Annotated in this window: 13 protein-coding genes; 6 read left to right on the forward strand and 7 right to left on the reverse strand. The window is 67.7% G+C overall.

The features are described 5' to 3' along the window. Positions 1–17 precede the first annotated feature (17 nt). Genes pheT through DDE10_RS11770 form a run of 3 tightly spaced genes read right to left on the reverse strand, consistent with a single transcriptional unit; the run spans position 18 to position 4124 of the window. Positions 18–2393, reverse strand: coding sequence for a phenylalanine--tRNA ligase subunit beta (gene pheT / locus DDE10_RS11760; protein ID WP_114952952.1), 2376 nt, complete (start codon positions 2391–2393; stop codon positions 18–20). Next, the gene (gene pheS / locus DDE10_RS11765; RefSeq protein WP_114952953.1) at positions 2390–3508 is read right to left on the reverse strand and encodes a phenylalanine--tRNA ligase subunit alpha; all 1119 of its coding nucleotides are present in this window, start codon (positions 3506–3508) and stop codon (positions 2390–2392) included. The genes pheT and pheS overlap by 4 nt, the downstream gene beginning before the upstream one ends. A 43-nt stretch (positions 3509–3551) precedes the next feature. Continuing rightward, complete coding sequence (locus DDE10_RS11770) at positions 3552–4124, reverse strand: hypothetical protein (protein ID WP_114952954.1); 573 nt, start codon at positions 4122–4124, stop codon at positions 3552–3554. 87 nt (positions 4125–4211) lie between these two features. On the opposite strand from DDE10_RS11770, the gene DDE10_RS11775 reads away from it, so the two are divergent. Beyond that, complete coding sequence (locus tag DDE10_RS11775; protein ID WP_114952955.1) at positions 4212–5162, forward strand: DUF5996 family protein; 951 nt, start codon at positions 4212–4214, stop codon at positions 5160–5162. On the opposite strand, the gene DDE10_RS11780 is transcribed toward DDE10_RS11775, so the two are convergent. Continuing rightward, on the reverse strand, positions 5159–6586 hold the full coding sequence (locus DDE10_RS11780) for a helix-turn-helix domain-containing protein (RefSeq protein WP_114952956.1): 1428 nt from the start codon (positions 6584–6586) through the stop codon (positions 5159–5161). The two genes, DDE10_RS11775 and DDE10_RS11780, sit on opposite strands and share 4 nt — an antisense overlap. A 118-nt stretch (positions 6587–6704) precedes the next feature. Here DDE10_RS11780 and aceA point away from each other — a divergent pair, with 118 nt between their 5' ends. Together aceA and DDE10_RS11790 are read left to right on the forward strand one after the other, a co-directional pair. Beyond that, positions 6705–7988 (forward strand): isocitrate lyase, encoded by a 1284-nt coding sequence (aceA, locus tag DDE10_RS11785; RefSeq protein ID WP_114952957.1) that lies wholly within the window; start codon positions 6705–6707, stop codon positions 7986–7988. 29 nt (positions 7989–8017) lie between these two features. After that, positions 8018–8215: a DUF4170 domain-containing protein gene (locus DDE10_RS11790; protein ID WP_114952958.1), complete on the forward strand. Its 198-nt coding sequence runs from the start codon at positions 8018–8020 to the stop codon at positions 8213–8215. A gap of 94 nt (positions 8216–8309) precedes the next feature. Here the strand turns inward: DDE10_RS11790 and rplT are convergent, their stop codons facing one another. Together rplT and rpmI are read right to left on the reverse strand one after the other, a co-directional pair. Next, a complete protein-coding gene (gene rplT, locus DDE10_RS11795) occupies positions 8310–8675 on the reverse strand; it encodes a 50S ribosomal protein L20 (protein WP_114952959.1) in 366 nt (121 codons plus the stop codon). Between the two features lie 12 nt (positions 8676–8687). Then, positions 8688–8891: a 50S ribosomal protein L35 gene (gene rpmI / locus DDE10_RS11800; RefSeq protein ID WP_106640468.1), complete on the reverse strand. Its 204-nt coding sequence runs from the start codon at positions 8889–8891 to the stop codon at positions 8688–8690. 172 nt (positions 8892–9063) lie between these two features. Here rpmI and DDE10_RS11805 point away from each other — a divergent pair, with 172 nt between their 5' ends. Together DDE10_RS11805 and DDE10_RS11810 are read left to right on the forward strand one after the other, a co-directional pair. Further along, positions 9064–9927, forward strand: a complete 864-nt coding sequence (locus tag DDE10_RS11805; protein ID WP_114952960.1) for an AraC family transcriptional regulator — start codon at positions 9064–9066, stop codon at positions 9925–9927. Between the two features lie 72 nt (positions 9928–9999). After that, a complete protein-coding gene (locus DDE10_RS11810) occupies positions 10000–10431 on the forward strand; it encodes a VOC family protein (protein ID WP_114952961.1) in 432 nt (143 codons plus the stop codon). A 17-nt stretch (positions 10432–10448) separates the two neighbouring features. Here DDE10_RS11810 and DDE10_RS11815 read toward each other — a convergent pair whose 3' ends face one another. After that, complete coding sequence (locus tag DDE10_RS11815; protein ID WP_114952962.1) at positions 10449–11384, reverse strand: ribose-phosphate pyrophosphokinase; 936 nt, start codon at positions 11382–11384, stop codon at positions 10449–10451. A gap of 101 nt (positions 11385–11485) precedes the next feature. On the opposite strand from DDE10_RS11815, the gene gltX reads away from it, so the two are divergent. Beyond that, the gene (gene gltX / locus DDE10_RS11820) at positions 11486–12820 is read left to right on the forward strand and encodes a glutamate--tRNA ligase (protein WP_114952963.1); all 1335 of its coding nucleotides are present in this window, start codon (positions 11486–11488) and stop codon (positions 12818–12820) included. Positions 12821–12862: the final 42 nt, after the last annotated feature.

The following is a 12862-nucleotide window of genomic DNA, read 5'->3' on the forward strand; positions in this document are numbered from 1 at the left end:
GGTGGGCCGAAGCCCCTTCAGGCACGCAGCGTCGCGCCGAGCTTCCTCGCCGCGGCAATGATCCGCTCGGAGATAGCCTTCAATTCCTCCTCGGTGAAGCTCCGCTCGGCGGGCTGCAGCGTCACCTCGACGGCGATCGACTTGAGGCCCTCGCCTATTCCCGGACCGGCGAAGACGTCGAACAGGCCGACGGCCGCGATTGCCGCCTTGTCGGCCCCACGGACGGCGCGCACCAGCCGATCCGCCGGAAGATCCTCCGCGACGACGAAGGCGAAGTCGCGCTTCACCGCCTGGAGGGCCGGAGGCGCATAGGCGCTGCGCCTGTGGCCGCTGCCGCGCCTCGGGGGGACGGCGTCGAGATAGACCTCGGCGGCGACGACCGGACCTTCGATGTCGAAAGCACGCAGCAGCCGCGGATGAAGCGCGCCGAACTCGGCGAGCACGTTCTTCGGTCCGAGCGCGAGGCGGCCCGACCGGCCGGGATGATAGATTCCGGCCGCGTCGCCGAGTACTTGCAGATTTTCGACGGGGGCGCCGGCGGCGGCGAGCAGGGCGATCGCCTCAGCCTTGGCATCGAAGGCGTCGAAAGGCTGGACCTTGCCCGTCCGCCAGTGGCGTCCGCTACGGGTGCCGGCCAGGACGAGTCCAAGCGTGGGATGCTCGCTCGCGCCGAGATAGCGCCGGCCGACCTCGAACAGCCGGATGCCCTCGGCGCCGCGGGCGAGGTTGCGCCGGGCGGCGGCGAGCAGGCCCGGCAACAGCGACGGGCGCATCGCCTTCATGTCCTCGCTGATGGGATTGGCGAGGACCCAGGCCGAGCCGCCGAACGGTTCCGCCTCCGCCTCCGAGATGAAGCTCCAGGTGACGGCCTCGTTGAGGCCGCGCGACGCGGCGGTACGGCGGACGCTGCGTTCCAGCTTCTGCTCTGGCGTGGCCGTCGGCCGGGCAACGCCGGGGGCTCGGCGAAGCGGTGTCGACGGCACCTTGTCGAAGCCATGGATCCGCGCGACCTCCTCGACGATATCGGCAGCGCCGTCGACATCGCGACGCCATGACGGCACCCGGATTTCCCACGGTTGGCCCCGGCTGACGACGAAGCCGAGCCGACCGAGTATCTCCGCCTGCCGATCCTCCTCGACGTCGACCCCGGCCAGCTCGGCGCAGCGCTCGGGCCGGTAGGTGACGATCCGTTCCGCGCGCGGTGGCTCGCCGGCCAGGATCGGCTCCGAGGCCTCGCCGCCGGCAAGCTCCAGCGCCATGGCGGTAGCCAGAGCGAGGCCTTCGTCGAGGAAGCACGGATCGACGCCGCGCTCGAATCGGCTTCGGGCGTCCGAGGTCAGCGCCAGCTTCTGCCCGGTGCGCGCGATATGAGCTGGATCGAAATAGGCGCACTCGATGACGATGTCGGTGGTTGCGTCGGTGACGCCGCTATGCTCGCCGCCCATGATCCCGCCAATGTCGTGAACGCCGCGATCGTCGGCGATCACCGTCATGGTCTCGTCGAGGCGGTAGGTCTTGCCGTTGAGGGCGAGCATTTCCTCCCCGTCGCAGGCGCGGCGTGCCACCAGCGCCCCCTTGAGCTTGGCGAGGTCGTAGACGTGGAGCGGCCGGCCGTAGCTCAGCATGATGTAATTGGTCATGTCGACCAACGCGCTGATCGGACGCTGCCCGGCCGCCTTGAGGCGCTGCTGGAGCCAGTCCGGCGAAGGTCCGTTGCGAACGCGCTTTATCACCCGCCCGTAGAAAGCGGGGCACCCTTCGGGATCGTCGGTGCGGATCTCGATCGGGCAGGGGAAGGTGCCGACGATGTCGGGCACCTGCACCGGCCTCAACGTGCCGAGCCCCGCCGCGGCGAGGTCGCGGGCGATGCCGTGCACACCCATCGCGTCCTGGCGATTGGGCGTGATCGCGACGTCGATGACCGGATCGTCGAGGCCGGCATAGTCGGCGAAGCTGGCGCCGACCGGCGCGTCCGCCGCCAGCTCGATGATCCCTTCATGGGCATCGCCAAGTTCGAGCTCGCGGATCGAGCACATCATGCCGCGGCTCTCGACGCCGCGGATCGCGGCGACCTTCAAGGTGAGATCGCTGCCGGGAACATAGGCGCCCGGCGCGCCGAACACGCCCTTGAGCCCCGCCCGGGCATTGGGCGCGCCGCAGACGACCTGGATCGCCTCGCCGGTGCCGGCATCCACGCTGAGCACCTGGAGCTTGTCGGCCTGGGGATGCGGCGCCGCCGTCAGGACTTCGGCGACGACGAAAGGGCGGAGCCTGTCGGCCGGGTTCTCGACCCCTTCGACCTCGAGCCCGACCGCGGTGAGCGTCTCGACGATCTGCTCGACGCCCGCATCGGTGTCGAGATGCTCCTTCAGCCAGGAGAGGGTGAACTTCATGCCCCCACTCCCCCGCTGAGCGTCGGCACGTCGAGCGCCGAGAAGCCGTAATGTCGGAGCCAGCGTATGTCGCCGTCGAAGAAGGCGCGCAGATCGTCCATGCCATATTTGAGCATGGCGAGCCGATCGATGCCGCAGCCGAAGGCGAAGCCCTGCCATTCGTCGGGATCGAGGCCGCAATTGGCGATGACCTTCGGATGGACCATGCCCGAGCCGAGCAGCTCCATCCATTTCTCGGTGCCGCCGAGGACGCGGCGCCCCTTCTCCATATGGTAGCCGACGTCGACCTCGGCCGACGGCTCGGTGAAGGGGAAGTAGCTCGGCCGCATCCTGAGAACGATGTCGTCGCGCTCGAAGAAGGCGGTGAGGAAGGTCTCCAGCGTCCATTTGAGATGGCCGAGGGTGATGCCGCGATCGATCACCAGCCCCTCGACTTGGTGGAACATCGGCGTGTGGGTGGCATCGCTGTCGGACCGGTAGGTGCGGCCCGGCATGATCGCGTAGATGGGCAGTTCCTGGCGCTGCATGAGCCGGATCTGCACCGGCGACGTATGCGTGCGCAGCAGCATGCGCCGATCGCCTTCCGCGCCAGCGCCGGCCGGCCCGGCAGTCTCGCCCTGCTCGAAATAGAAGGTGTCGTGCATCGCCCGCGCCGGGTGGCTTTCGGGGATGTTGAGCGCGGTGAAATTGTGCCAGTCGTCCTCGATCTCGGGGCCAGTGGCGACCGAGAAGCCGAGGTCGGAGAAGATCTCGGCCAACTCGTCCATCACCTGGCTGACCGGATGGATCGTGCCCTGCGCTCCCGTGTCGACCGGCAGCGTCATGTCGAGCGTCTCGGTGGCGAGACGCCGGTCGAGCTCGGCCGCCTCGAGCGCGGCCTTGCGGGCGGCGAGCGCCTCGGTGACCGCCTCGCGCAGCGCGTGGATCCGGGGCCCCTCGGTCTGGCGCTGCTCGGGGGTCATCGCGCCGAGCGTCTTCAGGAGCTGGGTCACCGCGCCCTGCTTGCCGAGCGCGGCGACGCGCTCCGTTTCGAGGGCCGGCAGGTCCGCCGCCGCGCCGATCCGGCCGAGCCACTCGCCGCGCAGCGTGTCCAGTTGATGTGTATCGCTTGCCATGTTGCGCCCCTATGGAGAAGGAAGGCGGATGAAAAGCCCCGGCTCAGGGCATGCCGGGCGCGAGACTCAGGTCCGCCTCCTCCATGGCCCTCATCCGGCGAGTGTTGCAGATCGTCATCTTGTCGAAGAGGGGGTGCCCGGCGAACAGGTCCGCGGATCGGGACATCACCGCCTGGTTGAATTCCTCGAATGGATAATTGCGCGCGATCGACGCGAGCTCCGCCCGCTCGCTTTCGCTCAGGGCGCGGGCGCCGCCCTCGCGCTCGGTGAGTGCCCGCGTCCGCTCGAAGTCCGCGCTCTCGTAGAAAGCGACGAGCCGCCCCAGCGTTTCCTCTCCCAGGCTGCGGGCGATCTCTCGCAAGGTTGTCCGCGACAGTTCGGCCTGAATCGGGGCGACGCAGGCGGCCTCCATCTCCATCAGCCGTCGGACCTCCGCCTCGCGACCCGGATTGGCCGCCTCGAGAGCGGCGACGATCGCGGCGTCCGGTCCTTCCCGCGGTTCCCGGTCGGCGGGAACCACCGCCATGAAACGGTCGACCAGGGCGTCATCGGCCAAAGCGGCGGGTTCGGTCTGAAAGACGAACAGGGCACCGAGCAGAATCGGAAAAATCGTCATCGGGGCTTTCCGGGGATCAGGAAGGCGCAGACCCTGCGCATCCGCCGGGTGATTGTCTAGCGGGGCAGCGGCGGATAGGCTGCCGCCATGACCGGATCGGAGTCGAGCTGGCCGCCCTTGTCGGCGGCGCAGGACGGAGCGACGATCGCGACGCTGCACCGCTTCAGCCAGATCGTCGGCAAGGTGCCGACCGCCCTGCTACCCTGGCGCAACCACGGCTGGCACCTGACCCTGCACCTCACCCCGCGGGGTCTGCGGACGGAGCCGATCCATGATGCCAGCGGCACCTTCGAGCTGGCGCTTGACCTGATCGATCACCGTCTCGAGCTCGTCCAATCCAGCGGTCGACACGAGATCCCGTTGCGCGCGATGTCGGTGGCGGACTTTCACGCCAAAGTCATGGAGATGCTTGCCCAGGCGGGTCACTCCATCCGCATCCATGGCGCGCCCAACGAGCTTCCGGACGCGACACCGTTCGATCGCGATTCGGAGATACGGCCCTATGAGCCGGCCAGCGCCGGCCGCCTGCACGCCGCCTTGCTCTCCGCCGACCGAGTGTTCCGCCTGTTCCGGAGCGGCTTCCTCGGCAAGGTCAGCCCGGTTCATTTCTTCTGGGGGAGCTTCGACCTTGCCGTCACGCGCTTCTCCGGTCGCCCGGCGCCCCTGCACCCCGGCGGCATTCCTCATCTTCCCGACGCGGTGACGCGCGAGGCCTACAGCCATGAAGTGTCGAGCGCCGGATTCTGGCCGGGTGGCGCCGGCGCGCCGGGCGAGCCGTTCTTCTATTCCTACGCCTACCCGGCCCCAGCCGGCTTCGCGGAGGCTGAAGTGGCCCCGGATCAGGCGCGCTTTGAGCCCGAGCTGGGCGAGTTCGTCCTCGATTATGCCGCGGTCCGGTCGGCGGCGGATCCCGATGCCGCTTTGCTCGATTTTCTGCGGAGCAGCTACGCCGCCGCCGCCGATATCGGTGAATGGGACCGTGACGCGCTGGAATGTCCCATGGGGCAGCCGAGCCTGCCGCGCGAGGTCGGCCCCTAGCCACCCAGGAACGGGTAAGGCGAGATGGTCTTGCGCGACTCGTTCACGGTCAAAGTGCGGCCGGCGGGCGCCGCGGCGCGCTGGGGGCAGCGGATGCGCGGGCAGATGGCGCAGGCGGGGCCGATCGGCGTGACGAGCGGGTCGGCGAGGTCGAGCCCGTCGGCATAGGCGATGCGCCCCGCATGGCGGACGTCGCAGCCCAGGCCGATGGCGAGGGCGCTGTCCTCGCGAGGATCGAGCCGAACCGAGCGCTCGACGGTCCGCCCGATTGTGAAGAAGCGGGCGCCATCGGGCGTCTCGACGATCTGGGTAACGATGCGACCCGGCGTCTGGAAGGCGGCGTGGAGATTCCAGCGCGGACAGGTGCCGCCGAAGCGCGAGAAGGGAAAGCTCTCCCCGGCGAAGCGCTTGGAGATGTTTCCGGCCGCGTCCACCCGCAGCATGAAGAAGGGGATGCCACGCGCGCCGGTGCGGCCGAGCGTGGTCAGGCGATGCGCGACCTGCTCGACGCTGGCGCCGAACTCGGCGCACAACCGATCGATCTCGTAACGGTGACGCTCGGCGGCGGCGAGGAAGGCGGCATAAGGCATCAGAATGGCGCCGGCGGCATAATTGGCGAGGCTCATATGGAGCAGGTGTCGGGTCGGCGGATCCGGCGGCGCCGCCGATTCGATCATCCGCAGGAGGAGAGGCCGAAACTCCATCAGGGCAAGCTGATAGGCGATGGCGAAGGTGCGGCTCTCCGGTCGCAGCAGTGCCGAGAGCATCAGCCGCTTGCGATGCAGGTCGTAATGCTGGCTCGATCCGTCGAGCAGCTCGGGCGGAACGATGCGGGCCTCGACGCCGAAGCCTTCCCGCAGCCGGCGTCGCAGGGGCTCGGCGATCGTCAGCGGATCGCCGAGCGCACCGGCCAGCGTCTCCGCGGCTTCCTCCAGATAGGGAAAGTGGTTGCGCTGCGCCTGGATGAAGTCGCGGACCCATGATTCCGGCGTCAGCGGCGACCGCGCCGGCGTGCCACTCTCGTCGCGGCCGGAATCGGCGGGCGGCCGGCGACGCATCTCGCTGACCGCGGCATAGAGTCGCGACACCGCATCGGCGACGGCAGGGGCATTGTCGGCGACTTCGATGAGTTCGTAGCGGGGGACCCCGATGTCGGCGAACATCGGATCGGCGAAGATCTCGGCGAGCTGATCGGGGCCGGTGCCCTCCGCGCCCTCAGCGGCGAAGCTCTTGAGATCGACGTCATAGGCTTCGGCGAGGCGAAGCAGCACCTGCGCGGTCATTGGTCGCTGGTTGCGCTCGAGGTGATTGAGGTAGGAGGGAGAGACGCCGATCTCTGCTGCCATCGCGCTTTGATTGAGGCCGAGCTCGCGTCTCAGCCGCCGCAGCCTTCCGCCGAGAAAGAGTTTCCGATCGCCCGGCATTCAGTCATTCTGTCAAAGATTTACAACGGTCGCAAGACTTGTCGTGACAAGCCGACCCTTTTCGCTGGTGCGTTTGAACCCGTTCCGCGGTTCAAGGGGCGCGAAAGCGAGGTGCAGCATGGAAGATTTCGACAGCCTGGTTCCCGCGCCCCGGGGGCGATTCGAGGGCATCACGCGCCCTTATGATGCCGCCACGGTCACAAGGCTGCGCGGCTCCGTCACGATCGAGCACAGTCTTGCCCGCCGCGGTGCCGAGCGCCTGTGGGACCTGCTCCACAGCGAGGATTATGTCCACGCGCTCGGCGCCGTCACCGGCAACCAGGCGATGCAGATGGTCCGCGCCGGCCTCAAGGCGATCTACCTCTCCGGCTGGCAGGTCGCTGCCGACGCCAACACCGCCGGCGCCATGTATCCCGACCAGTCGCTCTACCCGGCGAATGCGGGACCGGAATTGTGCCGGCGGATCAACCGGACGCTGCAGCGGGCCGATCAGATCGAGACGTCGGAAGGGGGTTCGCAGCGCGACTGGTTCGCGCCGATCGTGGCTGACGCCGAGGCGGGCTTCGGCGGACCGCTCAACTGCTTCGAGATCATGAAGGCCTATATCGAGGCGGGAGCAGCCGGGGTCCATTTCGAGGACCAGCTCGCGGCGGAGAAGAAATGCGGCCATCTCGGCGGCAAGGTCCTGATCCCGACCCAGGCCCATATCCGCAATCTCGACGCGGCCCGGCTCGCCGCCGACGTCTGCGGCGTGCCGACATTGCTTGTCGCCCGCACCGACGCCGAAAGCGCCCGACTGATCACGTCGGACGTGGATCCGCGCGACCACGAGTTCCTGTCCGGGGAGCGGACCGCCGAAGGCTTTTTCCGCCTCAAGGAGGGGACGGGGCTTGCCCATTGCATCAAGCGCGGGCTGGCCTTCGCGCCTCATGCAGACCTGCTCTGGTGGGAGACCAGCCATCCCGACCTCGAGGAGGCGCGCATCTTCGCCGAGGCGATCCAGCGCGAACATCCGGGCAAGCTGATGGCGTATAATTGCTCGCCCAGCTTCAACTGGGAGAAGAAGCTCGACCGCGAGACGATCGCGAAGTTCCAGCGGGAGCTCGGCGCGATGGGCTACAAGTTCCAGTTCGTCACCCTGGCCGGCTTCCACAGCCTGAACCACGGCATGTTCTCACTGGCGAGCGGCTACCGCGACCGCGGCATGGCGGCCTATTCGGAGCTTCAGCAGGCCGAGTTTGCCGCCGAGGCGCAGGGCTACAGCGCCACCCGGCACCAGCGGGAAGTCGGCACCGGCTATTTCGACCTCGTCGCCCAGGCCGTCGCCGACGGCGAGGCTTCGACGGTGGCGCTCGCCGAATCCACCGAGACGGCGCAGTTCCACGAGAAGGTCGCGGCATGAGCCGGACATCGCAGAAGAGGAGAACCGACATGACCAGACTCTACTGGGTCGTCGGGGGGGAATATGAGGGTCCGGATTTTCGTGCCCTCGTTCCGGGGACCGAAAAGATGGTGGGACCGTTCGAGGACGAGCGCAAGGCGCGCAACGAGTGGATCCGGCTGACTTACTGCCCCAGCACCAGCTCCGCTACCACCCGCTACAGCATCGCCGCGGAGGCGCTGCACTGAGCGTGGCTGGAAGGCGACGTCCGAATTCGGAAACGACGAACAAAAAAGGCGCCGGGATGACCGGCGCCTTTTTCGTGTCTGGAGGAAGCGCTTCTCAGGCCTGCTGGGGCAGAGCTCCGCGGGCCTGGGCGACGATCGCCTTGAACGCCTCGCCCTCGTGCATCGCGATATCGGCCAGGACCTTGCGGTCGAGGTCGACGCCGGCGAGCTTGAGGCCGTGCATGAATTGGCCGTAGGTCAGGCCCTCGGCGCGAACCGCGGCGTTGATGCGCTGGATCCACAGGGCGCGGAACGAGCGCTTCTTTACCTTGCGATCGCGATAGGCGTACTGGCCGGCCTTCTCGACCGCCTGACGGGCGATGCGGATCGTGTTCTTGCGACGGCCATAATAGCCCTTCGCCTGATCGAGGATCCGCTTGTGCTTGGCGCGGGTCGTGGTGCCGCGCTTGATGCGTGCCATGCTATATCCTCCTTATCTCAGGCCGTAGGGCGCCCAGAGCTTCACCCGCGCCGTGTCGGCGTCGGCGAGCACTTCGGTGCCGCGATTCTGGCGGATATATTTGGCATTGTGGCTGATCAGGCGGTGGCGCTTGCCGGCGACGCCGTGCTTCACCTTGCCGGTGGCGGTGAGCTTGAAGCGCTTCTTGACGCCGCTCTTCGTCTTGAGCTTGGGCATTTCGTCTCCTTCGGGACTATCTTGAACGGCCACGGCAGCCCTGACGAGCCGGGCCGTTCGATGTTTTCCAACAGGCTGGAAAGCAGGCGCCTATATGGGGAGCGGCCTGAAAAGACAAGGGAGTCGCTGCCGGCGACTGGCCGTGCGCCGGCTCGCAGCGTAAGCTCGGCCGATGGAGCGCCGCATCCTTTCCCGTCGCGTCCATGACGACGGCGTCGACCGCTGGGAGATGATCGATGCCGCGCCGGCGCCGAGGCTCGGCGCGTTCGTCGATCGCTACAGCGACTATCGCGAAGCCACGACGAGCTTCACCGCCCGCCGCGAGCTCGCCGCCACGAGCGGCGTCCTCATCTATGTTTTGGGCGAGCCGCTCGAAGTCGTCGGTGCCGACGGACAGTCGGTGACGGTCTCCGACGGCGAGGCTTTCGTCGGCGGGATCGCGGACGCGACCTCGATCACCCGTGCCTATGGCGCGCAGGCCGGAATCCACGTCTTCCTGCCCCTGCGCAGCCTCGCGCTCGTTGCCGGGGTGCCGGTCTCAGAAATCGCGAATCGCGTCGTACCTTTGCGCGACCTGATCGGCGGCCCGGCGGACGATCTCGGCGGCCGGCTGTGCGAGGCCAGTTCCCCGGAGACTCGCTTCGGGCTGCTCGACGAATTCATCGCGCGCCGATTCGCCGAAGGCGGGGCGCCGGATCCGATGATCGATCACGCCTTGTGCCGGCTCGCCGGCGAATGCGCGCCGAGGGTAGAGCGGCTGGCGGATGAATATGGCTGGAGCCGCCGGCACTTCACCCGTCGCTTCTGCGACGCCGTCGGTCTTCCGCCCGACCGCTTCCGCCGGCTGGCGCGATTCGAGCACTTCGTCCGTCGGCTGACCGAGGCACCCGACGACAGCTTCGCCGGTCTCGCCGCTGAGTGTGGCTATGTCGACCAGGCCCATCTCCACCGCAACGTGCGGGACTTTGCCGCCATGACGCCGGGCGAGCTGAGGAAGCGGCTCATTCCCCATGGCGGCGGCGTTCGCGAGGACTGAGGTCCCGATCATACAAGGCACTGGCCGGCGGCTGACCTATTCGTTCCGCGCCACTGTCCGAAGGAGCCTCTCATGACCGTTCGATCCGCGATCATCCCTACCTTGCGCTACGAGGACGCGCCGGCCGCGATCGACTTCCTGTGCGCCGCCTTCGGCTTCGAGCGGCGTGCCGTCCATGCCGATCCCGAAGACCTGCGCACGATCCATCACGCCCAACTCGCCCTCGACGGCAACATGATCATGCTGAGCAGCGTGCGCGAATCGCCTTATGCGTCGGCGGCGCCAATGCTGACCGCTCGGCAGGCCGGCGGCTGCACGATGGCAAGCTACATCGTCCTCGAGGACGTCGACGGCCATGCCGCACAGGCGAAGGCTGCGGGCGCCGACATCTTCATGCCTCCCGAAGACCAGGATTATGGCGGCCGAGTCTATTCCTGCCGCGATCCGGAGCGAAACGTGTGGAGCTTCGGCAGCTACGATCCGTGGGCGAAAGGATCAGGCTGATCCGCCGCTCGGCTCGTTCAATCGAACAGGCTCGAGACAGAGGCTTCGTCGGCGATACGGCGGATCGCTTCGGCAAGAAGGGGGGCGATCGTCAGGAATCGGATCTTCGAGCCCGCTTCGGCCGCCTCATAGGCGCCGATCGAATCGGTGATGACCAACTCGCTGAGCACCGAATTCTGGACCCTGGCGACCGCGCCGCCCGAAAGTACCCCATGGGTGCAATAAGCGACGACGTCCTCGGCGCCGCCTTCGCGCAGCGCCGCGGCGGCGTTGCACAGGGTGCCTGCCGAATCGACGATGTCGTCGATCAGCACGCAGAAGCGGCCCGAGACGTCGCCGATGATGTTCATGACTTCGGACTCGCCCGGCCGCTCGCGCCGCTTGTCGACGATCGCCAGCGGCGCGTTGTCGAGCCGCTTGGCGAGCGCGCGCGCCCGAACGACGCCGCCCACGTCCGGCGAGACGACGGTGATGGGCCGTCCCGAGAAGCGTGCCTGGATGTCGGCCGACATGACCGGCGCGGCGTAGAGATTGTCCGTTGGGATGTCGAAGAAGCCCTGGATCTGGCCGGCATGAAGATCGACGGAGAGCACCCGGTTCGCCCCGGCAACCGTGATCAGGTTCGCGACCAGCTTGGCCGATATCGGTGTGCGCGGGCCGGGCTTCCGATCCTGGCGGGCATAGCCGAAATAGGGAAGCACGGCGGTGATCCGCTTGGCCGAGGCGCGGCGGAGCGCGTCGATGCAGATCAACAGCTCCATCAGATTGTCGTTGGCCGGATAAGAAGTCGACTGGACGATGAAGACGTCCTCGCCGCGAACATTCTCGAGGATTTCGACGAAAATTTCCTCGTCCGCGAAGCGGCGCACGCTCGCCTGCGTAACCGGGATCTCGAGATAATCGGCAATCGCCTTGACGAGGGGCGGGTTGGAATTGCCGGACATCAATTTCATTGTGGGAACCCTGGCGGCGATCGGCTGGGCCCCTCTTAGGCCGGCGAGGCACGAAGGCAAGAGCGTTGCCCGAAGCCCGGTGGGACAATAGAGCCGCCGCCATGTCCGTCGTCACTCGCTTCGCCCCATCGCCGACCGGACGGCTCCACGTCGGAAATCTGCGCACCGCCATCCACAACTGGCTGTGGGCGCGCCGCAACGGCGGCCGGTTCATCCTGCGCATCGACGACACCGACCGAGAGCGCTCCAACGAAGCCCATGTCGACGCGATCCGGGACGATCTCGCCTGGCTCGGCCTCGATGTCGACGAGGTCCACCGGCAATCGGCGCGCTTCGATCGCTACGAGGCGGCGCTCGAGCGGCTGGCGGCGGACGGGCGAGCTTATCGGGCCTATGAGACGGCGCAGGAGCTGGAACTTAAGCGAAAGGTCCTGCTCGGCCGCGGCATGCCGCCCGTCTACGACCGGGCGGCGCTCGCGCTCGGCGAGGCCGAGCACCGGCGGCTGGAGGCGGAAGGACGTCGGCCGCACTGGCGCTTTCGGCTGGACCATGACCGGCCGATCGAATGGCAGGACCTCGTCCGGGGGCCGCAGCATCTCGACCCGGGCTTGCTCAGCGACCCCGTCATCCGCCGCGAGGATGGCAGCTGGCTCTACATGCTGCCGAGCGTCATCGACGACATCGACATGGCGGTATCCCATGTCGTTCGCGGTGAGGATCATGTCACCAATACCGGGCTGCAACTGCAGATGTTCGAAGCCCTGGGCGCGCGGCCGCCTGATTTCGCCCATGAGGCGCTTCTGGTCGGATCCGAGGGGAAATTGTCGAAGCGCCTCGGCTCGCTCGGAGTCGATGCGATGCGCGAGTCCGGCACCGAGCCGATCGCGCTGATGGCGAAGCTGGCGCGGATCGGCACGAGCCTTCCCGTCGATCCGGTGATCGATCCCACGCCCCTGATCGAGAGCTTCGACTTCGCGACCTTCGGCCGCGCGCCTGCGCGATTCGATCTCGACGAGCTCGAATCCCTCAATGCCCGAATCGTCCACCTTCTCCCATGGGAACGGGTCCGAGAGCGGCTGCCCGTCGGGATGGGGGCGGCCGACTGGGAGGCGATCCGACCGAACCTGCGTCGCGTGGCCGATGCGGCCGACTGGTGGGACATCCTCCACGGCCATGTCGAGAAGGCCGCCCAGGAGGAAGACCGGCCCCTGCTCGTCGCCGCGGCCGAAGCGACGGCAGCGATCGACTGGGCGGATCCGCCCTGGCCGCAGCTCGTTTCGCGCCTCAAGTCGGAAACGGGCCGGACCGGCAAGGCTCTCTTCCTGCCGCTCAGACGCGCGCTGACCGGCCGCGACAGCGGCCCGGAAATGGCGGCCTTGCTGCCGCTGATCGGCCGCGAGGAGACGATCGCCCGCTTCCGCGCCGCCGCCGGCTGACTCCAGCCGAGCGGGTCCCGATCTACTCGCCGAAATGGTATG

It is taken from the genome of Sphingosinicella terrae (assembly GCF_003347635.1).
GTDB classification, from domain to species: domain Bacteria; phylum Pseudomonadota; class Alphaproteobacteria; order Sphingomonadales; family Sphingomonadaceae; genus Allosphingosinicella; species Allosphingosinicella terrae.

Excerpts from the sequence above, each read along its gene's own strand:
- gltX (WP_114952963.1), top strand. The coding sequence starts at position 11,486 with ATGTCCGTCGTCACTCGCTTCGCCCCATCGCCGACCGGACGGCTCCAC.
- DDE10_RS11775 (WP_114952955.1), top strand. The coding sequence starts at position 4,212 with ATGACCGGATCGGAGTCGAGCTGGCCGCCCTTGTCGGCGGCGCAGGAC.
- pheS (WP_114952953.1), bottom strand. The coding sequence starts at position 3,508 with ATGGCAAGCGATACACATCAACTGGACACGCTGCGCGGCGAGTGGCTC.
- DDE10_RS11790 (WP_114952958.1), top strand. The coding sequence starts at position 8,018 with ATGACCAGACTCTACTGGGTCGTCGGGGGGGAATATGAGGGTCCGGAT.
- DDE10_RS11770 (WP_114952954.1), bottom strand. The coding sequence starts at position 4,124 with ATGACGATTTTTCCGATTCTGCTCGGTGCCCTGTTCGTCTTTCAGACC.
- DDE10_RS11780 (WP_114952956.1), bottom strand. The coding sequence starts at position 6,586 with ATGCCGGGCGATCGGAAACTCTTTCTCGGCGGAAGGCTGCGGCGGCTG.
- rpmI (WP_106640468.1), bottom strand. The coding sequence starts at position 8,891 with ATGCCCAAGCTCAAGACGAAGAGCGGCGTCAAGAAGCGCTTCAAGCTC.
- pheT (WP_114952952.1), bottom strand. The coding sequence starts at position 2,393 with ATGAAGTTCACCCTCTCCTGGCTGAAGGAGCATCTCGACACCGATGCG.
- aceA (WP_114952957.1), top strand. The coding sequence starts at position 6,705 with ATGGAAGATTTCGACAGCCTGGTTCCCGCGCCCCGGGGGCGATTCGAG.
- DDE10_RS11805 (WP_114952960.1), top strand. The coding sequence starts at position 9,064 with ATGGAGCGCCGCATCCTTTCCCGTCGCGTCCATGACGACGGCGTCGAC.
- DDE10_RS11815 (WP_114952962.1), bottom strand. The coding sequence starts at position 11,384 with ATGAAATTGATGTCCGGCAATTCCAACCCGCCCCTCGTCAAGGCGATT.
- DDE10_RS11810 (WP_114952961.1), top strand. The coding sequence starts at position 10,000 with ATGACCGTTCGATCCGCGATCATCCCTACCTTGCGCTACGAGGACGCG.
- rplT (WP_114952959.1), bottom strand. The coding sequence starts at position 8,675 with ATGGCACGCATCAAGCGCGGCACCACGACCCGCGCCAAGCACAAGCGG.